Below are 23766 nucleotides of genomic sequence, written 5' to 3' on the forward strand. Positions count from 1 at the left end.
CGCCGGACGGAATGAGCGACGGGGGTGCGGGCGGCGGCCCGGCCGGCGGCTGTGTAGCTTGGCCGCCGTCGCACCCCCGAATCCGCTCAGGAGCACCACCATGACCGAGAACCCCCCGCCTCTCCCGTCCACCGCCCGGCCGGGTGCGTCGGCGGCCGACGCCGAAGCGGTATGGGCCGTCCTCACCGCGATGTACGCGGCGTACGACGCGGGCGACCGTGCAGGGATCGACCGGGCACTCGATCCCGGAGCGACCGTCTGGGACTCCGCCGCCGACCCGCTCCTGCTCGGCAAGGCAGACCTCGACCGGATCCGCGACGCCCGCCCGGCGGCCGGTGAGGGGCCGCAGGAGACCGGCCTCACCGCGTACGACCGCACCATCGACGTCTTCGGCGACATCGCCGTCCTGCGCTTCTGGCTCCGGGTGGACTTCGCCCCCGCGCCGGACGGCGCCCCGCACCGTCCCGAACTCATCCGGAACACCGTGATCCTGCACCGGGCCGGAACGTCCTGGCGGATCGTCCACCTCCACGAGGACGTGCGGCAGCCGGGCCCCGTCGGCTGACCCCGGGCGCTGCGCACGGCCGGACCCCGTGCACCGTGCGCAGCGCACAGCCGGTCGCCGTGCCTTGCCGATAGCGTCACGCCATTCCCCTGAGAATGCCGGGAGGCGACATGACTTACCGGGTGGCCATGGACATCGGTGGCACATTCACCGATGTCGTCGCGTACGACGAGACGCGCGGCACCTTCGAAGCGGCGAAGACCCCCACCACGCCGGGAGACCTCGCCGAGGGCGTCTTCTCCTCGCTGGGCCGGGCGGTCGACGACCCCGCCGACATCTCCTTCTTCGTCCACGGCACCACCCAGGGCCTCAACGCCCTGCTGGAACGCAAGGGCGCCCGTGTCCTGCTGCTCGCTTCGGCCGGGCTGCGCGACGTCTACCAGATCGCCCGCGGCAACCGGGACCGCATGTTCGACCTGCACTACCGTAAGCCCGTGCCGCTCGTGGACCGGTACGCCACCGCCGAGGCGGGCGGCCGCTTCGACTCGCGCGGCACCGAGCTGGCCCCGCTCGACGAGGCCGCCGTACGGGCAACTGCCCGCCGCGCCCGCGACGAGGGCTTCGACGCCGTCGCCGTCGCGCTGCTGTTCTCCTACGTGAACCCCGCCCACGAACTGCGGGCCGGCGAGATCCTCGCCGGGGAGCTCGGCGATGACGTGATGATCGTGCTCTCCCACCAGGTGGCCCGTGAATGGCGCGAATACGAGCGCACCTCGTCCGCCGTCCTGGAGGCGTACACCGGCCCGGTCGTGCGCCGCTACCTCGGCCGGATCGAGGACCGCTTCGCCGCGCATGGGCTGACCGTTCCCGTCCAGGTCATGCAGTCCTCGGGCGGGGTCGTCAACGCCTCCTTCGCCCGTCGCCACCCCCTCCAGACCCTGCTGTCCGGGCCGGTCGGCGGCACCATGGGCGGAGTCGCGGCCACCGCGCTGCTCGGCCGGCCCAACGCCATCTGCGTCGACATGGGCGGCACCTCGTTCGACGTGTCACTCGTGCTCGGCGGCCGCCCCGACATCTCCAACGAGGGCGCCGCCGACGGCTTCCCGGTCCTGATGCCGCTCGTCGACCTGCACACCATCGGAGCGGGCGGCGGCTCGCTCGCCTACGCAGAGGGGGGCGGGCTGCGGGTCGGCCCCGAATCGGCCGGTGCCGTACCCGGGCCCGCCTGCTACGGACGCGGCGGCACCCGGGCCACCGTCACCGACGCCAATGCCGTCCTCGGCCGTGTCGACCCCGACTGGTTCGCCGGCGGGCACATGACCCTCGACACCGAGGCGGCCCACGGGGCCGTCGCGGAACTCGCCGGAACCCTCGGCCTCGACCCCGTCGAACTGGCCGGTGGCATCTGCGACGTCGCCAACGCCAAGATGGCCCAGGCGATCCGGACTCTCACTGTCGAACACGGCCTGGAACCACGCGAGTTCGTACTGCTCGCCTTCGGTGGAGCAGGTCCCATGCATGCCGTCGAGATCGCCCGCGAGCTGGGTATCGAGGAGGTCGTCGTACCGCGCTTCCCCGGCGCGTTCTCCGCCTGGGGCATGCTCGGCACCGAAGTCCGCCGCGACCTCACGCTCCAGTTCTTCACCCCTGGCGCCGGCCTCGACGGCACGGCGATGGCCGAAGCCCTCGCCGGCCTGGCGGCCGAGAGCGCCGAAGCCCTGGCCGAGCAGGGCGTACCGGTCGAGCGGCACCGTATCGAGCACGCCGTCGACATGCGGTACGAGGGCCAGGACTACACCCTGACCGTGCCGCTCGCCGGTCCCGCCGAGCCCGCCGCCGACGGCTTCCTCGCATCGGTCGCCGCGCGCTTCGCCCAGCTCCATGAGCGCCGATACGGCCATGCGACACCCGAGGCCCCCGTCGAGTTCGTCACCCTGCGCACCACCGCGCTCGGCGGGCTCCCCGAATTCGCCGCCGTCCCGTACGCGGCCGCGCCCGGCGAAGCGCCCGAAGCCCCCGTCAAACCGGTCGTCTTCGGGGGCGCCGCGCACGACACCGCCGTACTGCGCCGCGAACACCTCGCCCCCGGGCAGTACATCCCCGGTCCCGCCGTCATCGTCGAGGCCACCGCCACCACCGTCGTCCCACCGGACGCCACCGTCACCGTGGACGACAACGGATTCCTCGTCATCAAGCTCGGAGGCGTCTCATGACCACCGGCACCAACGCCAAGGACGGCTCGGACACGGCCGCCATCGACCCGATCACCACGGAGATCATCCGCTGCGCGCTGCTCCAGGCCGCCGAGGACATGAACACCACTCTGATCCGGTCCTCCTACACCCCGACCATCTACGAGGCCAAGGACTGCGCCGTCGCGCTCCTGGACCGTGACCACCATGTCCTGGGCCAGTCCTCCGGCCTGCCGATCTTCCTCGGCAACCTGGAGGAGTGCACGCGCGCCACGGAGCGGATGTACGGCGCCGACGTCTGGCGGCCCGGCGACGTATGGGTGCTGAACGACTCGTACATCGGTGGCACGCATCTCAACGACGTCACCGTCTACGGCCCGATCTTCGTGGAGGAGGAACTGGTCGGCTTCGCGGCCTCCCGGGCGCACTGGATCGACATGGGCTCCAAGGACCCGGGAGGCTCCATGGACTCCACGTCGATCCATCAGGAGGGCCTGCGCATGGGCCCGTTGAAGATCTACGAGAACGGCGAACCCTGCGTACTCATCCACGATCTGATCGCCCGTCAGGTCAGGTTCCCGCACCCCACCCTCGGCGACATGCGCGCTCAGGTGGCCTGCGCCCGGACCGGAGCCCGCAGGCTCGCGGAGATCGTCGGACGATGGGGCCTCAAGACCGTGCTCGCCGCCCGCGACGCGATCTTCGCCCAGACCGAGCGGCTGGAGCGCCGGGAGATCGCCGCGATCCCCGATGGTGTGTACGAGGCCACGGGGCATCTCGACGACGACGGCATCGACCTCGGCACACCCCTGCACGTCACCGTCCGGGTCACCGTCGACGGCGACCGCATGACGATGGACGTCACCGACTGCGCCGACCAGGCCACCGGGCCCGTCAACTGCGGTGCGGCACAGACCGTCGCGGCCTGCCGGGTCGGCTACAAACTGCTCGTCAGCGGTGAAGTCCCGCTCAACGGAGGGTCGTTCAAGCCGCTCGACGTACTGACCCGGCCCGGCAGCATGCTCGCCGCCGTCGAACCGGCCGCCTGCCAGTACTACTACTCTCACCTCGGCCTCGTCATCGACCTGGTCGTCAAGGCGCTCGCCCCGGCCGTCCCGGACCGTGCCGCCGCGGCCAGCTACGGCGACTCGATGATCGTCCAGTTCACCGGAACCGACCCGCGCAGCGGAAAGCTCTTCGTCTCGCAGGAGGCGACGGTCGGCGGCTGGGGCGCCTGGGAGGCCTCCGACGGCGAGTCCTGCCTGATCAACAACGTCAACGGCTCGCTGCGCGACATGCCCGTGGAGGTGCTGGAGACCCTTTTCCCGGTACGCGTCGAGGAGTACGCGATCCGCCCCGACTCCGCGGGCGCCGGCCGTACCCGCGGCGGCAACGGAGTGGTGCGCCAGTACCGGTTCGCCGCCGACCAGCAGCTCTCACTCTGGTGGGAGCGGTCGGTCACCCCCGCCTGGGGTGTCTTCGGGGGCACCGCGGGGGCGGCGCCGCGGGTGACTCTCAACCCGGGCCGCGACGACCGGCGTTCACTGCTGAAGGCCAACGCGCTGCGTGTGCGCGAGGGCGATGTGCTGCGCTGCGAGAGCGGTGGCGGCGGCGGCTTCGGCCCGGCGGGGGAGCGGGCGGCCGAAGCAGTCGCCGAGGACGTCCGCCAGGGCCTGCTGACGGCCGGACACGCGGAAGCCGTGTACGGCGCCTGACGGACCGGCCGGGACGGTGGCGGAAGAACCCGGCGGGTTCTTCCGCCACCGCCGCGTCCCGGCTCCCCGTGTTCAGGCCGACGGCGGACGGAGCCGCGAAGGAACGGCCCTCAGGACACCGCGCCCCTGTCGCGCAGCAGGACCCGGCACGCCAGGTGCAGTGCCAGCCGCTGAGACGCGTCATCGGGATCGAAGCCCAGCGCGCGGATACGCTCCAGCCGGGCGGCCACCGTGTTGCGGTGCACGCCGAGCACCTCGGCTGCCGCCGTCGGCGCCGCACCCGCGTCGAGCACGACCGCCAGCGTACGCAGCAGGGTGCCGTCCCGGTCCGCTGCGAGCAGTGGGGCGAGCACCACCTCCGCAGGACCGCGCAGCATCTCGGAAGGCACGGCGGACAGAAGTTGCGCCGCGCCCATCCGGTCCCCACGCACCACGCTCCCCGATTCCCCGGCGGCCGCCACCCCGGCTGCCGCGCACGCGTCGCTCAGGACCGTGCCGAGCGCGGACAACGAGGCCCCCGTGCCCGCCACCCCGCCGGCGACCGGCACGTACGGGGCCGCCGCGGTGAGTACGTCGGTCAGCTGCCGGGTCGCCGCCTCCAGCGGATCCACCCCGTCCGCGGGGGCGACCGATTGCCAGGCCACCCAGCAACGCCCGTACGCGACCAGCGGTCCGCCCGGCCCCACCGCACTCCAGACCGCGCGCAGCGCGGGGCCGGGATCGGGGCCGTCCCAGCCCGCGACGGGACGCAGCGCGTAGCCGATGAGCGGACCCCGGGCGGGCCAGCCCAGCGCGGCCGCCTCGGCCTGCTCGTTCTCGCCGGGCCCCGCCCCCGTGGCGTCCTGGCCGGGTCCGTCACCGTCCACGGCTCCTGCGTCCGCCTCCAGCAGCCGGCGCAGGAGCAACGCAGAGCGGTGGCCGGTCCGTTCGTCGTCCAGACGCCGCACCGCGCACCAGGCCGTCAGCGGAGCGACCGCGAGGCGGAGCACGTCGCGCACCGTCTCCCCCCAGCCCACGACCCGCGAGCCCGACCGGGCGACCAGCGCGCCCAGCGAGCCGCCGGCACCGTCCGGGACCTCCACCCGGACGGTGAGCGCACCACCCTGCGCCGAGAGCGCGGTCCGCCGGCCCGCCAGCAGTTCACCCGTCGGCCCGGTCAGCGCGACGGCCGTGGACGGCAGCACCGCGTGCAGGGCGGACAGCACCCGCCCGGCGTGCGGACCCGTGTCCGCGAGCGCACGGGCCGCCTGGGCCACCAGCGCGGTGCGCCCGGCGTCGGGGCGTGCGACCGCAGAGGCGATCCGGACCGCGGCGTCCAGCGCGTCCTCGTCGATGATCAGCAACGGCACCCCGAGACGGTCGGCGAGCGCGCCCACGGAACCGGTCCGGACCGCTGCCTCGGTGACCACGACACAGGCTGCGGCGTGCTCCCACGCCTTGCGCAGCGCCATCTCCACGGTCCAGCCCGCGGCTGCGACCCGCCCGGTCAGCACGACCGCGGTATGGGGTTCGAGGGTGTCGAGCACCGATGTCCGGTCCACGATGCGCACCGAACGGACCTCCGCGTCCCGCCCGCTCGCCCCCGACATCCGGACCCCGGCGAGCCGCCCCTGCTGGACGAGCTCCGCGACGGTGAGCGGGCCCTCGCGGACAGGACGGGCGGCGGGGCGGTTCACCATGACTCCTCCTCCGCGCCGGGGGCACCCAGCACGCCGGTACGCGCCAGCCGGCGGCCTTCGGGCGTGTGCCAGGCGGGCGCGGCGGGGATGACCACCACCTCTACCTCCACGCCCGGCACCGCCCGTTCCACATCCAGCACCCGCCGGTCGGCGGAGGCCGACAGGATCAGGATCTGGTCCGGGGCGGCGGCGACCGGCGCCCCGTCCGCCAGCGCCAGCAGAACCTCGTTGTGCGCCTCCAGCCGGAAGTGGCGGCCGATCCCCTCGGTCTCGGCGACCAGCACACTCGTCGGACTGGACGGAAGAGCCGGCCACGGCGGGGCGAAACCGGGCCCGGTGAGGTCGTACGTGTCCGGCGGCTCGTAGCCGTACGGATCGTCCTGGGCGCCCACCGGGTGCTCCACCGCCGTGATCCGGCCCCGGCACAGCCGCCGCGGCGACCACGGTGCGAACAGATCGCGGGGCCGGGCCGTGCCCGCGCGGATCGCCCGGCCGACCGTGCCCGGCACCACCGAACCGGCCAGCACCTCGCCCGGCATCGCGTAGCAGACGGCCACCGCCCAGCCGCCGGCCGCGGGCACCAGCGGCCGCACCAGGTCCTCCACCCGCCCGCCCGCCGACTCGACCACGACCAGATCGCCCGACGGGGTCGCCAGCGCAAGAGGCGCCGCGGCCACCCCGGCCAGCGTGAACGTGGACTGCTCCAGCAGCGGCAGCACCCGTCCGCAGCCGTCACCGTCGACCAGTGGCAGCCCGCAGTCGGCTGCCGCGGCCACCGACAGCAGGGCGTTCTCACCGGCTGTGTTCAGCGCGACGACCGCATCGGCGCGGGTACCCAGCAGCCGTTCCAGGGCGCGCACCGCCCGCACCGTCTCCATCCCCGTCGGCAGCTGCTCGGCGAGCGCCGCCGACGAGCCGACCAGCGTCACGGTCACGCAGAGCCGCAACCCGCTCAGCTCGTCGGGGGCCAGCAGCCGCACCGGCCCGTGTGCGGCGACCGACGCCCGCGCCCAGTCCAGCGCCACCCGGAAGGCCGATTCCGCCGCGCCCGCCGCCAGTACCAGCGACCCGGCCGCCAGCCGCTCCAGCACGGCGGCGTCCACCTGGGCCGGTGCGCCGGTCACGACGTCGCTCCCGCCGGTGTGCCCACGGCCCGGACCCTGATCCGGTGCACCCCGCCCGGGAGATACGAGACGGGTGTGTGGACGGTCCGTGCGATCCGGGCCGCGTCCGGCGCCGCACCCGCCGACACGACCCGCGCCAGCGCCTGGTCGCGGGCCAGGACGATGGCCCGGTCCAGTTCCGCGCGGCCCGGCGCGACCACCACCTGCTCCAGTTCCACCCGGGTGTCCGCGCGTGCCACGCCGTACGCGGCTGCCCGGATACCGTCCGGCGTGCCCCCGAAGAGCGGGGCCGCGCCGCCCGCGTACAGCACCGTGCTGCCCGGCGAGCGCTCCAGCACACCGGCCACCAGCGCTTCCACCCGCTGCCGTGCGTCGGCCGGCGGTTCCTCGCCACCGAACGGCAGGGAGTCCAGGCGGGGCCTGCCCACATCCATCCAGAGTCCGCCGGGCCCAGGGCCCGCGTCCCCGGCCTCCAGCTCGCCGTCCGCGACGGCCGAGCAGCGGATCGAGGAGCTGGCCGCGTCCACGACCACGGCCCGCTCGGCGCCCGCCAGCAACGCGGCCCCGCGCAGCGCGCAGGCAGTGGCGGAGACGGTGGCGATCACCGGATAGCGGCGGACGTACTCGGCGGAGACCAGACCGGCGTCGTCCCGGGCGAGGAAGAGCGGAGCCGTGATGCCACGCGCGCGCAGCGTTCGCCCGGCGGTGTCGGTGAGGTGCTCGGCCCAGGTGCCGAGCGCGGCATTGGCGGCAGCGGCGTTCTCCCGCTCGCGCAGGCCGGGGGAGCCTATCTCGTACGAGAGGGTGATGTGCGCACCGGGCAGCAGCCGGGCGATCACGGAGGCCGCGGTCAGTTCGGGCTCCGGCCGGGCGGGCGACCCGGCCGCGCAGACGGCGAACGCGGTGATCGACGCCGCGGCGGCCTCCCGGGCGAACGCCTCGACGCCGGCCCGGTCCAGCGGTGCCAGCTGTCGGCCGGTGAGCGACGAACCGCCCGCGACCACCCGCGTCAGCCCGCCCGGATGCGGCGACGGGCCGAGCGCGGGATGGCCGGCGGGCGAGATGCGGAGTACGGCGACGGGGGAGGGTGTGTTCGGCGTGCGGTCGAGATCGGTCGTGAGACAGACGACGTCGGCACGGTCGTACGGTGCGTCCCCGAGGCTGTCCAGCGCGTCGAGGACATCGCGCAGCGAGCGGTCGAGGGAGGGCGATGACGCGACCACGGCATGCACCGGAGGAGCGTCGCCGGGGCGTACGAGAACGGCGACCGTCGTCGTGCGCCCCACGTCCACACCTAGTCTCACCTGCGTCATCCTGCCATCACGTCCTGGGTACCGCGCCGTGGAGAGCGCCTGCCGGGCCGGTACGGGGCGGTCGGCCGGGCAGGCGGTGCCGATGCGGACGCCGCGCGCCGGGCCGCTATTCCAGGTCACGCCCCTCGGTCTCCGGCAGCGGGGCGGCGAAGAGCAGCGCCACCACCAGGAAGGCCGTGATGAACAGGATCGTCGTGGAGAACCCGGTCGCCTGAGCCAGGAGAAGACCGACCACCGAGGGCGCGAGGGAGGTCGCCACCAGCTGGGCGGCGGTGGCCCAGGAGTACCCCGTACCACGCAGTGCGGTCGGGAAGAACTCGCCGTTCCAGGTGTTCCAGACACCCCAGGCGCCGAGGCTGAAGAAGGCGAGGGCGAAGTTCGCGATGTACAACTCGGTCAGGGAACTGGAGTAGGCGAAGAAGATTCCGCTGATCGCGGCGAGTGCCACGTACGGCAGGAAGACCTTCTTGCGGCCGAAGCGTCCGGTCAGCAGCGACGCCGACACATAGCCGGGGATCATGAACAGCGCGCTCAGAGCGACGAAGCCGAGACTCGCCGACATGCTCAGGCCCTTGTCCTGGAGCAGCGTCGGCAGCCAGGTCTGCAGGCCCCAATAGCCCCAGTTGAAGGTGAAGTTCACGACGAGCATCAGCACCGTGATCCGCAGCAGCCTGCCACGCAGCAGCTCCACCGGGCGTCCGGCCCGCTCGGGGGCGACCACGGCGAAGCGGGTGCCGTCCGGGACGTCGACGCCCAGCCTGCGCAGTACGGCAGCGGCGTCGTCGTGACGGTTCTGCGCGGCCAGCCAGTACGGGGACTCCGGAACCCAGGCGCGGATCGCGAAGACCCAGAGCCCGGCCAGGGCGGAGGCGATGGCCACCACATGCCAGCCGAGGCTTGCCAGCAACTGCGTCACGCCGACCGCGGCCAGCACCCCGATCGGCCAGCCGATCGACAGATAGACCGCGGCCCGGCCACGCATCCGGGACGGCAGCAGCTCCAGGAAGTACGGGAAGGTGACCGTGTAGATACCGGCCAGCGCCAGACCCGACAACACCCGGGTGACCAGCAGGACCGTGAAGTTCGGGGAGAACGCCGAGGCCAGCGCGATGACCCCGTAGGCGGACAGGCTCCACAGACAGACCGCGCGCCGGCCGATCCGGTCCGAGACCGGACCCCAGACCAGCGCGCCGGGGATCATGCCGAGTGCGACGGCGGACAGCACCCAGCCGATCCGGCCGGTGTCGATGGAGAACGCGTCGCCGAGATCGCCGGAGACATAGACGAGGGCGAGCTGCTCCCACGACTCGATGACGAAGGCCATGAACAGGGCCAGCGCCGCCAGGACGTGGGCGCGCCCGAACGGCATGGCCTCGAAGCAGGCGCCGATGGGCCGCAGGCCGGCGGTTTCGCCCGGCCCCGTCTCCAGGGGTTCTCCGGTTCCACCGGAACGTGCGGTTGTTGCGCTCACCGGCTGTCCTCCAGGCTTTCGTACCGACCGACTCACCCCTCGGCGGGTGGGGATGGCGGCACAGTAGACAGGCCCGGGAGCGGGAACCTGTGCGCAGCGCACAGGGGAGTGGAGGGCCGCTGTGCTGTGTGCCCCGGTGGCCTGCGGAGGAGGCCGCACCGGCGGAGAACTGCCACGGTACCCCGGCGTCGGCGCGCAGCGGCCGGGGCGGGGGCCGGGATGCCGGTGTGGATGTGGGCGACCCCGTCGGCGGCGTCGTACGGACCGGCCTCCGCGACGATGACGGCGGGCGGCGTCACGGTCACCGCCGGCGCGACGGTGTCGACGATCCGGTGGCACATGGGCGACGGCACCACCGTCACCTGTACCGGCCCCGGCACATCGTCACCCGCACCGGCCCCCGTACACCGCCGACCGCGGCAAGGCGCCCTCCCCGGACTGGGGCCACCGCTGCGAGCAGGCCTCTGCCGGTCTTCCGGACGACCGCTACAAGGGCGCCGCGACCACGACGTGGACCGCTCCCGCCCCGGCTCCCGGTGACGGGAACCAGTCCCACGCGCAGCATCTCAGTGAGCCCGGGAACGGGCCTGGGGAGGGGGCTGCCGCAGTCGCCGGGGGTGGGCCCGTACCCGGATCGTCCGGTGACCGATGTGTCGAGTCGTCAGGGGATGTTCGTTTCGAGCGCGGTCAGGTAGCTGGCCATGAAATGGTCGCGGATGCCGTCGCCGGCCGGTGCGAAGAGGTCCGCGGTCAGTCCTGTGACCCGGTCGCCCAGGCCGGTCAGGAGCGAGGGGCCGCTGTCGTGCAGGCGCCCGGCGGAGTCGATCCAGCGCAGTGCCTTGGTATGGGTGAATGCGGGCTCGGGCGGGAGCTGGGGGACGATGTCGTTGTTGTTGACGAACCGGAACACCCGGTCCCTGAGGCCCTGATTGAACGCGTTGGCGAGCAGACGGTCGCAGGTGCGGGGCTGGCCGTAGGTGTAGACGCCGTCGGCAGCCAGCTTCGGGTGCTCCAGTGCCATGCGGGCGCCGGCCAGCATGGCCAGCGCCCCGCCGAGGCTGTGACCGGTGAAGTACACCGCCTGTCCGTTCGTGCGCAGTTCGGCGACGGCGTCCCGGACGCCGGGGAAGACGGAGTCGAGGGCTTCGGCGAAGCCGTGGTGCACGTAACCGGTGCCGGCCGGGCCCGGCCAGGGCGGGGTGGACGCGTCGGTGAGCCAGTCCTTGATCTGCGCCGGTTCCGTTCCCCGGAACGCGGTGACGATCATGCCGTCACCGGCCATCGTGTACGCCTGGGTGTCCTGCAGCGGGAACGGTGCGGTGAACACGGTCTCGTGATGCCGCACCGCGCCGAAGCCCCATGCGCCTGCCTGATTCTCGATCACCGTCCGGTCCTTGTAGGCCAGGTCGCACGCGCGGGCCAGCCAGTAGGCCCGCTCCACGCTGTATCCAGCAGACTGCTGGTCGAACACCACCGGCACAGCCATCGCGATCCTCGTCTCTCTGCACGTTCCCGGACCGGCCGCCGCACCGGACGGCGGCCGGCGGCGCGGGGCCGCACCGCGGGAATGGCCACCTGCCTGTCGTAGACCGTCCCGGCCTCGGCCGCGGTGAGCGACACCCTCCCGTCACCCGGGCGGCCCCGGGCCGACACGCAGGCGGACAGAAGAACATCTGGGCGGCCGACAGGCGCCTCGGAGGCAGCTCGTCGGGCGCATGCCGTCAGCTCACCTGAACAGCTCGTATCTGCGTCAGCGACTCATGAAGTCCTGCATCGTCAAGTAGGCCGCCTCGGCGCGGGCACACGCGGCAGTCGTCGACCACCGGCCGCTGGGCGGACAAGCGTCCATAATCGTCCGCGAATGTTCGCAAACGTCCGCAGGTCCGGCTCGTATCGGGTCAGCAGCCGCAGCATCCCGGTCGTGTACGCCTCCCGGGCCGGGGCGGAGACGGGTCCATGTCTGCAGGCCGAGGCAGCAAGAACAGGAGGAACGTAGCGGCAGCCTGTGGCCGGCGCGGACTTCCTCGGCCAGGTGGGGGTAGTGGCTTTGGAAACTCGGTTCTTCGGCCCGCACTTCGTGGTCCGAGCCCCACTACTTGGCCGCGTGCCGGGCGATCCAGGACCGGTCCGTCCGGATACGGGCCTTCTTCGTGGCCGCATGCTTGGCGGGGCGGATGGTGTGCTCGGCCAGGTGGGTCACGACATCCTGCAGTTTCGCGCGGTGGCGGTGGGCTGCCCGCTGCCGGCCGGCACCGCCTCCTTCCGCCGCTGTTCGTCGCAAGACGGCCACGACCGAACGCAGTTCACCGTGCTCCGCCAGCGCGGGACCGGCGTAGGCCAGCAGTTCCCGGGCCATCTGACGGGTGGAGACCAGCAGCCCGTTGCAAGGACTGAGGCCGTGACCGGGCCAACCGTCCCGAGCGGAACGCCAATAGGCGGCGCGCATCAAGGCCTCGCTCACCGGCGGCCCCGGATCGCCGCGCCGAACCCGCTCCAGGGCCTGCACCACCATCGCCCGCACCAGCACCGCAAGTGCCGCGGCCTCCTCGACATCGGCGGTGACGTCCATGGCGCGGATCTCCACAGTGGGCAGATGAGCGCACGGGCGCACATCCCAGTACAAGGTGCGCTCGCCGAGCGTGGCACCGGACTTCTGGAGGGCCTCGGTCAGGGTGACGAAGTGCTGGAAGGAGGAGAAGTAAGGAGGCGGGCCGGCGACCGGCCATCGGCTGGCTGCCAGGGTGCGCCAGCTGGCGTATCCGCTGTCCCGCTCGTCCCAGAAGGGAGAGTTGGCAGCCATGGCCACCAGAGTGGGCAGCCAGGGACGCAGATGGTTGCTGACGTAGACGGCCTCTTCGCGGTCGGGCACCTGGACATGCACGTGCAAGGCACACGACGCGAAGGAGTCGTTCAGTGCCCGGAACTCCTCGATCCCGTCCCGATAGCGAGGGTCGGCGCGCAGCGGCACCGGAGTACGGGCCCCGAGCAGCGGTGTTCCCGACGCGACCACCCCGAGTCCCTCGGCGGCCGCCGCCGCGGCGATGCACCTCCGGGCACGGTCCAGGTGCCACGTCAGCTGCGCAAGGCTCCGGCACGGTGGTGTTCTGACCTCCACCTGGTACTCCGACAGCTCCCCGGCCACCAGGTCCCCCAGCAACGCCACCGCACGTGCCACCACCCGCTCGCCGGCCGCCGCGGCAGCTCCGGTTTCCGGATCGACCAGGAAGAACTCCTCCTCCACTCCGAGCGGCGGCTGCTGCGTGCCGGTCTGCTCCATCTGTGCCCACCTCATCCGCGTCTCCCCTTTGGAGCACCGCTCTCGCCGGGGCCCTGCTGCCGTTAGCCAGCGTGGTCCGCAGGCGCCGCGGCGGCCAGCCCCGCCGCCCGAACGGGTGCCCCGCCGCGCGGCCCCACCCGGCCGCAACCAGGATGGGCTCCGGCGCCCGCTGTCTCGACCCGCAGCTGAGAGCAGGAGGCTGGACCATGACAACCCCACAGGCAGCGGAACGCCCCTTCGAAGACGACCGGCCCTCTGACCACAGCGGCCGCCGCCCCGGCCGGCTGCTGCGCGTGAGCGATCTGACCCCCCAGGAGCTCTCCGGCGTGCTCGCTCTGGCCGCGGAGATGAAGGCGGACCCGCTGGGCTGGCAGCACAGCTGCCGCGGGGCCGCGCTGGGCTGCATCTTCGAAAAGCCGTCCACGCGAACGCGCGTGTCGCTGACGGTGGCGGCGTACCGGCTGGGGATGACCACCGTCCCGCTCGACACACGGGAAATGCAGCTGGGGCACGGCGAGACCTGGGCCGACACCGCCCGTGTCCTCTCCACCTACCTGGACGCCATCACCCTGCGCACCTTTGAGCACCGCACGGTGCAGGAGCTGGCCGATACCGCAACCGTCCCGGTGGTCAACGCCCTGTCCAACGACCACCACCCCTGCCAGTCGCTGGCCGACCTGCTTGCACTGACCGAACACTTCGGCCGCACGCAGGGACTACGGGCCGCCTTCGTCGGCGACGCCCGGAGCAACACCTGTACCTCCTTCCTGGAGGCGTGCGCGGCGGCCGGAATGCACCTGACCATCGCCAGCCCGCCCGGCTACGAGATGGCCCCCGACGTACTCGCCGGTGCTCGCCGCACCATGGAGCACACCGGCGGGTCCGTGACGTTCACCCCCGAGCCGCACGATGCGGTCCGCGACACCGATGCGGTCTACGCCGAGGTGTGGGTGCCGATGGACCGGCCTGACGAAGAGGAAGACCGCCGACGCCGGTTCGCCGACTACCGCGTCGACACGGCACTTCTCGATCGGGCCGGACCGGACGCCGTTGCCCTGCACTGCCTGCCCGCCAACCGCGGCGAGGAGATCACCTCCGAAGTGCTGGACGGACCGCACTCACTGGCATGGCGCCAGGCCGCGAACAGGCTGCCCACCGCCCAATCCGTCCTGCACACCCTCCTCAACACCAGCCGATGACCCACAGGTACGCACCCCTGAACTCGGAGCGGCAGAGGAGAAAGACGGTGCGCAGGACAATCCTTGCGCCGGCCCTCGCGGGGGCCTTGGCCGTGGGCAGCTTCGCAGCCCCAGTGGCCCTCGTCAGCAGCGCTTCAGCGGTATCCGAATGCGGAACCAAGGCCAGTGACCACAGCGGCAAGATCTACCGGCCGACCGAATCCGAGGAGTTCTACGCACTCGTGCTGTCCTCAGCTTCGCTGATACCTGACGGACAAGGTGACACACAGAAGCCGGCACCTGTCGGCTGAGCCCCCGGGGCCGGTTCTCCGGATCCGGCCCCGGGCCCAGAGGCATCACGAGGGTGGCAGGGCGAGCGCTGTGCGGGTTTCGCCGATGAGGCGCAGCGAGCCGAAGACGACGATCAGGCCGCCGGGCCCGACGAGTTCGGCGGCCCGGCGCAGCGCCGATGAGGTGTCCTCGGCTGTCAGGCACGGTCCTTGGCGGTCGGGGGAGAGGCGGTTGTGCAAGGTGGTGGGGTCCGCGGCCTGGTGCGAGTCGGTGCGGGTGAGGACCAGAGGCCAGTCGGAGGGCAGCGGGGCGAGCATGCCGGAGACGTCCTTGTCGTCCATCGCGGCGAAGACCAGCGCGGGCGGGCCCGAGTGGCCGTCGGCACGCGCATGGCGAAGGATCTCCGGTGCGACGGTCGCGACACCTTGCGGATTGGTGGCGCCTTCGAGCAGGACCCGGCCCGTCCAATTGTCCAGCCGGGCATGGGGGATGAGTTCAAGGCGGCCGGGCCAGCGTGTGGCCGCCAGTTGTGCGCGCAGCCGTTCGCCGTCCGGCTCGCGAATGTGGCCGCGTTCGGCCATCGCGTCCACTGCGGCGATGGCGACCGCCAGGTTGTGGTGCTGGTGTGCGCCGGGCAGAGGGCAGGGCAGATCGCGGTGCACGGCGCGGGGAGTGGTGACGTCCACCAGCGTCGCCGGGCCGCGGTTGCCGTCGCGGCCGGCGGCACGGGCGGTGTAGTGGATCTCGTGGTCCACGCGCCACACGGACAGTCCTGTCCGCTTCTTGAGGACCTGCTCCGTGCTGGTGGCCGCTTCGGGGGCCAGCCGCCCGAGAACCACATGGTCCCCGTCCTGCGCGGCTTCGATCTTGGCCTGAGCGATCTGGGTCAGGGAGCTGCCGAGCAGCCGGGTGTGGTCGAGTCCGACGCCGGTGAGGACCTTCACGTCCAGGCCGAGCTCCGCAGCCGCAGCCCTGCTCCCCCCGATGCTTGCCTCGGCCACCGCCAGGCCGACGCCCGCCCGTCGGAAGTGCACGGCCGCGGTGGTGGTGAAGATGCCCTGGGCCAGGACGTGCAGGCCGCGCTGCTCGATGACGCGCCAGACCTCGGCGAATGCCGCGGTGTACTCGGCGCGCGTGACAGGAACTCCATCGATCCGGATCCGCTCCCTGGGCTCCTGCAGGTGCGGGCTGGGCAAACTACCCACCCGTGCGCCGGTCGCGGCCACCGCCGACACCGCGAACGCGCAGGTCGATCCTTTGCCGTTCGTCCCTACCACCAGCATCCCGCGCAGTTCCCGCTCAGGACGGCCCAGCGCCTCCAGCAGTCGGGAGACGTTTGCCTGCCGCACTGGCCGAGGAAGCCCGTGCGGGTTCTCGTGCGCCGTTGTGAGGATGTCGATGCAGCGTTGGTAGTCCATCCGCCAGATCATGCCACCGAGAGCGATCAACCAGAAGCGCTGAGTGAGGAATTCTGCGTCCAGCAGCCCTGCGACGGCCACCGGGTTGACGTAGGGCCTCTGTTTGCAGAACGTCACCTTGCATCGCGGACCGGAGTGAGGCTGCCCGCTCCTTTCCGGCTGCATTGCAGGCGGCCTGACGGGCTGTCGGTAGCTGCGGCAGCACCGGTTCGAGGGCATCGGGGGCAGGTTGAGAGGGGCGTTGCTTCGGTTGCCGCCGGAGTGCCGTTGCACGGAGAGGTGTTGGGCCTTGGGGATATGAGACGACTACGTTCCTGCTCGCCGCGTATCGCCATGGCTGCCCTGCTGTCCTGTGACGGCGAAGCCGTGTTGTTGCGGCACCCGGCGGGCCCGCAGGTGTGATGGCCTGCCGGCTGTCACCGGGCCCGAGGGGTGCACCGTCGCGGCTTCGGTGTGGGAGTGGGTCCGGCGCCGCACCGGTGGCCGGCGCGGTGAGGCTCGGCGAGGGGGTGTCCGCGGACGCGGGGGCAAGGTTGGAACTACCGAGCCGCCGTCAGGTTGAGGGCCCACTCGGTGTCCCGTACCGGCACCGGACCGAATGTGTCCTGCTGACCTGCAACCAGGTGCGCTGCTACGACCTGCCCGTGACCGAGAGGCGACCCCCGCTGGCCTGCCTGACGGGCGATCTTGTTCGGGCGAGCAGACAATGAGCGCGAGGAATGCTGTCGCGTCTGTAATGGAATGTGCGGTTTCTGGTCTGGAGGTCGTGGGGCATGGATGGGCAAGGTGCGGCCATGGAGGTCGGGGAGCGGACTCCTCATGTCCGTGCGAACCTCCTCGTCGGGGGCTTGAGCCGCCGCCCCGGGCCGGGGGAGCATGCCGATCCCGCAGGGCCTCCGGCCGTTCGGTCGCCGGGCTCGCAAGACGAACTGGCGTCCATCCGGAACGTGGTGGCGAGGTCGAGGGATTGTCCCTCGGCCGACGCGGTCACCGTCGAGGCGGCGGTCCGGACTGCCTACGACTCGTTCAGCACTGCTTACGACTCGTTCCACCAGGCGCGGGCCGGAGCCCATGTCCCGATCCCGGTCGAATGCCGGTCCCGGAGGGCGCTCAGTGCCGCCTGCCGCACCGTCCAGGGGCAGACCGTCCACGGGGTGAGGAGCGCGCTGTGACCATTCTGGCCACGGGACGCGCCGTACTCACCCCGGACCAGCGAAGGGCTGATACGTGATGTCTGACGAGCGAGCCGAACGCATCGCGGATTTCATCAGGCCACTACGGGTCGAACCGGGATCGAAAGTTCGCCTGGAGCGGGACTTCGATCCTCGCTACAAGGCCGGTCTGAAGAAGCGGGACGGGATCGAGCTGCTGCAGACCGGGGTATCGCTGCTGGCCGAGTACCAGGAGCGGCTGGCCGCACAGGACACGTACGGAGTACTGCTCTGTCTCCAGGCACTCGACGCCGCAGGCAAGGACGGGACGATCCGCCACGTGATGAGCGGCGTCAATCCCCAGGGGGTACGGGTCAGCAGTTTCAAGGTGCCCTCTGCCGAGGAACTCGACCACGACTACCTGTGGCGCTACGCGCAGCGGCTGCCCACGCGGGGCGAGATCGCGATCTTCAACCGCTCGCACTACGAGGAGGTTCTCGTCGTGCGAGTCCACCCCCAGAACCTTGTCCGGCAGAAGCTGCCGGAGAACGCAGGTGGACGGGACCTGTGGGACCGGCGCTATCGGGAGATCAACCATTGGGAGCGGTACCTCACGGACAACGGGTTCAAGGTGGTGAAGATCTTCCTGAACCTGTCCAAGGAGGAGCAGCGCACCCGCTTCCTGAAGCGGATCGACCAGCCGGAGAAGAACTGGAAGTTCTCTGCGGCCGATGTCCGGGAGCGGCGCCGGTGGGACGACTATCAGCACGCGTTCTCCGAAATGCTGTCGGCCACGAGTACGAAGTGGGCACCGTGGTACGTCGTGCCGGCGGACCGGAAGTGGTTCGCGCGGATCTGCGCCGCAGCGATCCTCGCGCACACCCTGATGGACATCGATCCTCACTTCCCCGATGTGGGGGAAGAAGCGCGGGAGGACCTGCTCGTCACCAAGCGGGACCTGGAGCGGGAAGCCCCTGCCGGGGCACCGGCCGATCCGTACGCCGACCGGCATCCGTCGGCCGCGCGGGCCACCGGGCGGAAGAGCCGGCCGAAGAAGAAGCGCAGCTAGGACCGGGCCAGGACCTGTCGGAGCGGCGTGTGACCGGCCCGGACACATCCGCGGCCACGGATCGGAGGCAGGACGATGAAGGTGCGTTCGAATGCCGTGGGAGAACAGCCTCGGACCCCTGAGGAGGGCTGGTACTCGCGCGCTCCCGAGGAGGTCGTAGCGGCGTTCGGTGTCGATCCGGCGGTCGGTCTCTCCTCAGGGCGGGCCGCGGAGCTCCTGACCGCGCACGGCCCGAACGCGCTGCCCGAGGAGAAGGGGCCTGCGGCCTGGCGTCGGTTCCTCAAGCAGTACCGCAGTTACATGCAGATCGTCCTTGTGGTCGCGGCGGTCGTCTCGCTGCTCATCAAGGAATGGACCACCGGGATCCTGCTGATCGTCCTGACCCTGCTGAACGCGGTCGTGGGCCTGCGTCAGGAGGGCAAGGCCGAGAGCGCGATGAACGCGCTGAAGTCGATGATGAAGACGACGGCGCGGGTGCGCAGGGACGGGACGGAGGCCGAGATCCCCGCCGAGGAACTCGTCGTCGGCGACATCGTGCTCATTTCCGCCGGGGACCAAGTGGCGGCGGACGGACGCATCATCGAGGCCAGTGCCCTGCAGATCGACGAGTCGGCGCTCACCGGTGAGAGCGTCCCCGCCTCCAAGGACGCCGGCATACTCCCGGGCCCCCGGCCGGCACCCGGCGACCGGACGAACATGGCGTTCATGAACACCCCGGTCACCCACGGCAGCGGCGTACTCGTCGTCACCGCGACCGGCGCCGCAACCGAGGTCGGCAAGATCTCCGGGATGCTGTCGGCCACCGAGAAGGAGGTGCCCCCGCTCACCAGGGAACTCGACACCCTGACGCTGTGGATCACGGGGGCGGCGGCCCTGACCATGATCGTGATGTTCGTCCTGGGGCGGCAACGGGATCAGACTTGGGACGCCCTGTTCGTCAGCGCGGTCTCGTTGGCCATCGCGGCTATCCCCGAGGCCCTGCCGACCGTGACTCAGGCGATCCTGTCCGTCGGCAGCCTCAACCTGGCAAGGCGGAACGCCATCGTCAAGGAGCTGCCGTCGGTCGAGACGCTGGCGTTCACGTCGGCGATCAACTCGGACAAGACCGGCACACTGACGATGAACCAGATGACCGCCGTCGAAGTCGTGAGTCCCACCGACCGGTACACCGTCTCGGGCACGGGCTATGGGCTCGACGGGAAGATCCACCATGCCGCGGGTGCCTCCGCCGGCATCGAGGACTCGATCCTGCCGTACGTGGTGGCCAGCGACGCGAAGCTGGTTGACGGCGAGGTGGTGGGCGATCCCACCGAGGGCGCGTTGCTGGTGCTCGCGCACAAGGCCGGGCTGGACATCGATGCCACCAGGGAGGGCCTTCCCCGGATCGCCACGCTGCCGTTCGACCCGGACTACAAGCTGATGGCCACCTTCAATTCAGCGGTCGACGCCTCCGGGCAGCAGGTCGTGCGGTGCTTCGTCAAAGGCGCGGTACCGGCGGTGGTGGCACGGGCCGCCACCGCGCTCGCGGCCGAGAAGACCATCCCATGGGACGCCGAACTGGCAGCGCGCGCCGAGGCGCAGACCCAGCGGATGGGAGCCGAGGGCCGCCGAGTGATGGCCGCAGCCACCCGTGACCTGGACCCGGCCGGCTTCGACCCCGACGGCGACCTGCTCGCGTACGTCACCGAGCTGCGGATGACCAGTCTCGTCGGCATGGTCGATCCGCCCCGTGAGGACGCGAAGGCCGCCGTGGCCGGCGCGCAGGCGGGGCACATCCGGGTCCGCATGGTGACCGGCGACGACGTCACCACCGGTGCAGCGATCGCCCAGCAGCTCGGAATCCCCGGCGAGGCGGTCCTCGGCGCCGATTTCGCTGCCATGAGCGAGGACGAGCAACTCGCCCGCATCGACGGCATCGGTGTGGTGGGGCGCGTCGCGCCGGAGCATAAAGTGCTGCTCGCCGACACGCTCAAGAAGAAGGGCGATGTCGTGGCGATGACCGGGGACGGCGTCAACGACGCGCCCGCCATCAAAGCCGCCGACATCGGAATCGCCATGGGCAGCGGTACGGACGTGGCGAAGAACGCCGGACGCATGATCCTCTCCGACGACAGGTTCGCCACCATCGTCTACGCCGTGGAGCAAGGCCGGAGAATCTACGACAACCTCACCAAGTACATCCGGTTCGTACTCCTTCTGTTGGTCACCTTCGTCCTGACCTTCCTCGGGGCCACGGTCTTCAACATCGCCGCCGGTGAGCCCTTCACCCCGCCGCAGGTGCTGTGGATTCACTTCGTCGTCAACGCCTCGTTCGGATTCGCGCTCGGCTTCGACCGGGAGAGCCCCGGGCTCATGCGACGCAGGCCGCGTCCGCGAGGGGAGTCCGTGCTCACCCGGCCCGTACTGATCACGGTCGGGCTGGCAGGGCTGGTGATGACCGTCATCCTGCTCGGGCTGATCAAGCTCGGCCAGGCCCGCTTCGACAGTGTCGGGACCGGTCAGTCGATCGCGTTCACCGCCTTCGCCCTCTGTCTGATCGTGGCCGCGTTCGAGTGCCGCAGCGAGACGGAGTCGGTGCTGACGACGTCCACCTTCGACAGCAAGCAGATGAACTGGGTGGCACTGGCCCAGTTCGTGCTCGCGGTGCTGGTGACCCAGATGGACGGCTTCCGCCGCATCCTCGGGACAACCCGGATCGACGCACGGCAGTTCGGCTGGGCGCTGCTGGCCGCCGTCGCGCTTCTGCTTCTGTGGGAACTGGGCAAGCTTCTGGCCCGTCGGTCGAGAGACGCCTGATGCGCGGGCACGGGCCGGAGAGGACCGGGAACAGCGGGCAGAGCGGGCCGGTAGGCCTGGTTCGGACACCAGGGAGCGAGTAGCCCGCCAGTAGGTTCCGGGATTCGTCGCCGAAGGCGGGCGGGGGCGCGCTTCGAGACGTGCGAGGTGCCCGACACAGCGGTCAGGCCGCCTCGGCGGGTCACCTGCCTGCGGGGGACATTTCGAGGTAGCCGCGAGGCGGCCGGTGGGCTGCTGTGGATGCGCTGGGAAAGGGAAGGGGTGGACGGGCGACGGAGAATTCCGCCGGGCCGCGTGGCGAGCCGCCATCGACCGGCACGAAGGCGTCCGGGCGGCGACCGTGAGGATGTGCCGACGAAGGCCGGCCTGAGGGCTGGTTGCGCTGTCCGGCGCCGGGCTCCCGGGTGACCGGCGGTCCGGTTCCCAGGCCCGGCCGGGGAAGGACGCCCGTGGGCTCACCCGCCCGGCGCAGCCGGGGTGAGCCACGGCCGGGGAACATGCAGGCTGGCGGGAACGAGTGAGGCCCGGAGGCAGACCACGGTATGAGGTGAGGAGACATGAACAGGGCACGAAGGGCAGCGCCCGGCGAGGGCGCGGCCGCCCGGTTGCTGGCGCGTCTGGCCGTACTGACGGCGATCGGGGCCGTGATCGTGCTGGTGTTCCCGCTGGGCGAGGGAGGGCTGCTGGTCATCGGGGCCGGGCTGCTCGGACTGGCCGCCTGCGCCGTCGGTGTGTGGTGGTTCCTTGCGTACCGCGGTGCGGTGCGGCTGTTCGGTGCTCTCGTCGCGGTCGCCGCTCCGGCCGGCGTTGTCGTGCTCTTCGCACGGTACGGGCTGTGGTTGACGGCGTTGGTCGCGTTTCTGTGCTGGGGGGTGACACTGAGCTGTGCCCGGGCGGCCTTGCGCAGGGCGCGTCCGGAGCGGTCGCGGCGGGGGATTGCCGCGTCCCGGCCGAAGCGGCCGGTGTTGATCATGAACCCCAAGTCCGGGGGCGGGAAGGTGGGTCGTTTCGATCTGGTCGAGCGAGCGGAGGCGCTGGGGGCCCGGGTGATCCTTCTCGACCCTGCCGCTCCCGCCGATGTGGCCGTGCTGGCCCGCGACGCGGTGGCCGACGGCGCGGATCTGCTCGGGGTGGCGGGCGGCGACGGCACTCAGGCGCTGGTCGCGGCGGTCGCCGTCGAGCACGACCTGCCGTTCCTCGTGATCTCCGCCGGTACCCGCAACCACTTCGCCATGGATCTCGGCCTCGACCGTTCCGATCCGGCCCGCTGTCTCGACGCGCTGACCGACGGCGAGGAGTTGCGGGTCGACCTCGGTGACGTCGCGGGCCGGGGCTTCGTCAACACCGTGTCCTTCGGTGTGTACGCGGATGTCGTGCACCGCCCCGAGTACCGGGACGACAAGGCGGGCACGGCATTGAATCTGATGCCGGACCTGCTCGTCGGTGAAGGGGTGCGACGGCTCGACGCGCGCGTCGACGGCGTCGCGCTCTCGTCCCAGCAGGCGCTGCTGGTCAGCAACAACCCGTACGTCTCACCCGACGACGTCAGTGGCGGCGGCCGTCGGCCCCGGCTCGACGGCGGTGTGCTGGGTGTGCTGGGCATCCGGGTGGGAAACGCCGTGCAGGCGGCGGACCTGGCCGTGCGCGGCTCGCAGTCCACGGGGCTGACCGTCATGACCGCGCACACGGTCGAAGTGAATTCCGACACGGACGAGATCCCCGTGGCGGTGGACGGCGAGGCACTGAGCATGCCCACGCCGGTCGTATGTACGTTGCGTCCGGGCACGCTGCGGGTCCTGGTGCCGCGCAACCGGCCGGGCGTGGTCGTACCCGCTCCGCCCATGGACTGGCGACGGCTCGTCGAGCTCGCGATCGGCCGGGCCGGCCGAACCACTGAGGGGCGGCACAGTGTCCGACCGTGAGACCCGCGCGTCCGTCGCTTCGGTCCGCCGTGGCGTGGCGGCCGTGCTGGGCGATCTGGAAGCGATCGACGGGGCCCTGTACGCGGCCGTGGCCGCCACCCCCACGCCCACGCTGGACCATGCGCTGCGGCAGTTGTCGCGTACGGCCGACCATTCGAAGATCTCTCTGTCCGTCGCGGCCGGCCTCGCATTGAGGCCCGGACGTTCCCGCAGGGCCGCGGTGGCCGGAGTCGGCGCGGTCGCCTTGGCATCGACGGCGGCGAATCTGCTCGGCAAGAGCATGGCTCGTCGGCGCCGGCCCGACCGGGAACAGGCCCGGGTGGTCGTGGCCCGGCATGTGCCCATGCCGGGGTCTGCGTCCTTCCCGTCCGGTCATACGGCATCGGCGACCGCGTTCGCCACGGCGGTCGGCGTGGTGCTCCCTCCGGCGGCGGCACCGCTCGGGGCGCTGGCCGTTGCCGTCGGCTACTCCCGCGTCCACACGGGCGTCCACTATCCCGGTGATGTCGTGGCCGGCGCGGTCCTCGGCTTCGCCGCCGCCGTCGTGTCCCTGGCTGCCGGGCGCGCCCGGCTGCCCCGCTGCGCTGTCTGACCGGCCGCGCGAGGAGCGGTGCGTCGGCTTCGACGGGGCCGAGCGCAGTACGGTCGCTCGGCCCGGTTGCCGC

General features: G+C 71.7%; 15 protein-coding genes. 8 read left to right on the top strand and 7 right to left on the bottom strand.

Annotated elements, in window-relative coordinates; genetic code table 11:
- The first annotated feature begins 100 nt into the window (after nt 1-100).
- The 3 genes from AB0D53_RS20180 to AB0D53_RS20190 all read left to right on the top strand — a co-directional run bounded on the left by AB0D53_RS20180 (nt 101) and on the right by AB0D53_RS20190 (nt 4412).
- The gene (locus AB0D53_RS20180; protein ID WP_362448304.1) at nt 101-565 is read left to right on the top strand and encodes a nuclear transport factor 2 family protein; all 465 of its coding nucleotides are present in this window, start codon (nt 101-103) and stop codon (nt 563-565) included.
- 110 nt (nt 566-675) lie between these two features.
- Nucleotides 676-2718 (top strand): hydantoinase/oxoprolinase family protein, encoded by a 2043-nt coding sequence (locus AB0D53_RS20185; protein WP_362448307.1) that lies wholly within the window; start codon nt 676-678, stop codon nt 2716-2718.
- A complete protein-coding gene (locus tag AB0D53_RS20190) occupies nt 2715-4412 on the top strand; it encodes a hydantoinase B/oxoprolinase family protein (RefSeq protein ID WP_362448310.1) in 1698 nt (565 codons plus the stop codon). The genes AB0D53_RS20185 and AB0D53_RS20190 overlap by 4 nt, the downstream gene beginning before the upstream one ends.
- 110 nt (nt 4413-4522) lie before the next feature.
- On the opposite strand, the gene AB0D53_RS20195 is transcribed toward AB0D53_RS20190, so the two are convergent.
- From AB0D53_RS20195 to AB0D53_RS20220, 6 genes are all read right to left on the bottom strand, one after another.
- Complete coding sequence (locus AB0D53_RS20195) at nt 4523-6091, bottom strand: helix-turn-helix domain-containing protein (RefSeq protein ID WP_362448313.1); 1569 nt, start codon at nt 6089-6091, stop codon at nt 4523-4525.
- On the bottom strand, nt 6085-7215 hold the full coding sequence (locus AB0D53_RS20200) for a DUF917 domain-containing protein (protein WP_362448316.1): 1131 nt from the start codon (nt 7213-7215) through the stop codon (nt 6085-6087). The genes AB0D53_RS20195 and AB0D53_RS20200 overlap by 7 nt, the downstream gene beginning before the upstream one ends.
- The gene (locus AB0D53_RS20205; RefSeq protein ID WP_362448319.1) at nt 7212-8648 is read right to left on the bottom strand and encodes a hypothetical protein; all 1437 of its coding nucleotides are present in this window, start codon (nt 8646-8648) and stop codon (nt 7212-7214) included. Before AB0D53_RS20205 ends, AB0D53_RS20200 begins: the two co-directional genes overlap by 4 nt.
- A complete protein-coding gene (locus tag AB0D53_RS20210; protein WP_362448322.1) occupies nt 8635-9999 on the bottom strand; it encodes an MFS transporter in 1365 nt (454 codons plus the stop codon). Before AB0D53_RS20210 ends, AB0D53_RS20205 begins: the two co-directional genes overlap by 14 nt.
- Nucleotides 10000-10660: 661 nt before the next feature.
- Nucleotides 10661-11485 carry a lipase family protein gene (locus tag AB0D53_RS20215; protein ID WP_362448325.1) on the bottom strand — a complete coding sequence of 275 codons (825 nt, stop codon included), beginning with the start codon at nt 11483-11485 and terminating at the stop codon, nt 10661-10663.
- A 606-nt stretch (nt 11486-12091) separates the two neighbouring features.
- Nucleotides 12092-13291: a glutamate--cysteine ligase gene (locus AB0D53_RS20220; RefSeq protein WP_362448328.1), complete on the bottom strand. Its 1200-nt coding sequence runs from the start codon at nt 13289-13291 to the stop codon at nt 12092-12094.
- Between the two features lie 191 nt (nt 13292-13482).
- On the opposite strand from AB0D53_RS20220, the gene argF reads away from it, so the two are divergent.
- Nucleotides 13483-14475 (top strand): ornithine carbamoyltransferase, encoded by a 993-nt coding sequence (argF, locus tag AB0D53_RS20225; protein ID WP_362448331.1) that lies wholly within the window; start codon nt 13483-13485, stop codon nt 14473-14475.
- Nucleotides 14476-14810: 335 nt separating this feature from the next.
- On the opposite strand, the gene AB0D53_RS20230 is transcribed toward argF, so the two are convergent.
- A complete protein-coding gene (locus AB0D53_RS20230) occupies nt 14811-16244 on the bottom strand; it encodes a bifunctional folylpolyglutamate synthase/dihydrofolate synthase (protein ID WP_362448334.1) in 1434 nt (477 codons plus the stop codon).
- 1149 nt (nt 16245-17393) lie between these two features.
- Between AB0D53_RS20230 and AB0D53_RS20235 the strand changes: the two genes are divergently transcribed.
- From AB0D53_RS20235 to AB0D53_RS20250, 4 genes are all read left to right on the top strand, one after another.
- Nucleotides 17394-18383, top strand: coding sequence for a polyphosphate kinase 2 family protein (locus AB0D53_RS20235; RefSeq protein ID WP_362448337.1), 990 nt, complete (start codon nt 17394-17396; stop codon nt 18381-18383).
- A 75-nt stretch (nt 18384-18458) separates the two neighbouring features.
- Nucleotides 18459-21179, top strand: a complete 2721-nt coding sequence (locus tag AB0D53_RS20240) for an HAD-IC family P-type ATPase (protein ID WP_362448340.1) — start codon at nt 18459-18461, stop codon at nt 21177-21179.
- Nucleotides 21180-21736: 557 nt separating this feature from the next.
- The gene (locus AB0D53_RS20245; protein ID WP_362448343.1) at nt 21737-23101 is read left to right on the top strand and encodes a diacylglycerol kinase family protein; all 1365 of its coding nucleotides are present in this window, start codon (nt 21737-21739) and stop codon (nt 23099-23101) included.
- Entirely contained in the window at nt 23088-23693 is a 606-nt protein-coding gene (locus AB0D53_RS20250; RefSeq protein WP_362448346.1) for a phosphatase PAP2 family protein, read from the top strand. The genes AB0D53_RS20245 and AB0D53_RS20250 overlap by 14 nt, the downstream gene beginning before the upstream one ends.
- The last annotated feature ends 73 nt before the right edge of the window (nt 23694-23766 follow it).

It is taken from the genome of Streptomyces sp. NPDC048295, from assembly GCF_040652135.1.
GTDB lineage: Bacteria > Actinomycetota > Actinomycetes > Streptomycetales > Streptomycetaceae > Streptomyces.

Excerpts from the sequence above, each read along its gene's own strand:
- AB0D53_RS20195 (WP_362448313.1), bottom strand. The coding sequence starts at position 6,091 with ATGGTGAACCGCCCCGCCGCCCGTCCTGTCCGCGAGGGCCCGCTCACC.
- AB0D53_RS20240 (WP_362448340.1), top strand. The coding sequence starts at position 18,459 with ATGAAGGTGCGTTCGAATGCCGTGGGAGAACAGCCTCGGACCCCTGAG.
- AB0D53_RS20185 (WP_362448307.1), top strand. The coding sequence starts at position 676 with ATGACTTACCGGGTGGCCATGGACATCGGTGGCACATTCACCGATGTC.
- argF (WP_362448331.1), top strand. The coding sequence starts at position 13,483 with ATGACAACCCCACAGGCAGCGGAACGCCCCTTCGAAGACGACCGGCCC.
- AB0D53_RS20190 (WP_362448310.1), top strand. The coding sequence starts at position 2,715 with ATGACCACCGGCACCAACGCCAAGGACGGCTCGGACACGGCCGCCATC.
- AB0D53_RS20220 (WP_362448328.1), bottom strand. The coding sequence starts at position 13,291 with ATGAGGTGGGCACAGATGGAGCAGACCGGCACGCAGCAGCCGCCGCTC.
- AB0D53_RS20245 (WP_362448343.1), top strand. The coding sequence starts at position 21,737 with ATGAACAGGGCACGAAGGGCAGCGCCCGGCGAGGGCGCGGCCGCCCGG.
- AB0D53_RS20235 (WP_362448337.1), top strand. The coding sequence starts at position 17,394 with ATGTCTGACGAGCGAGCCGAACGCATCGCGGATTTCATCAGGCCACTA.
- AB0D53_RS20215 (WP_362448325.1), bottom strand. The coding sequence starts at position 11,485 with ATGGCTGTGCCGGTGGTGTTCGACCAGCAGTCTGCTGGATACAGCGTG.
- AB0D53_RS20180 (WP_362448304.1), top strand. The coding sequence starts at position 101 with ATGACCGAGAACCCCCCGCCTCTCCCGTCCACCGCCCGGCCGGGTGCG.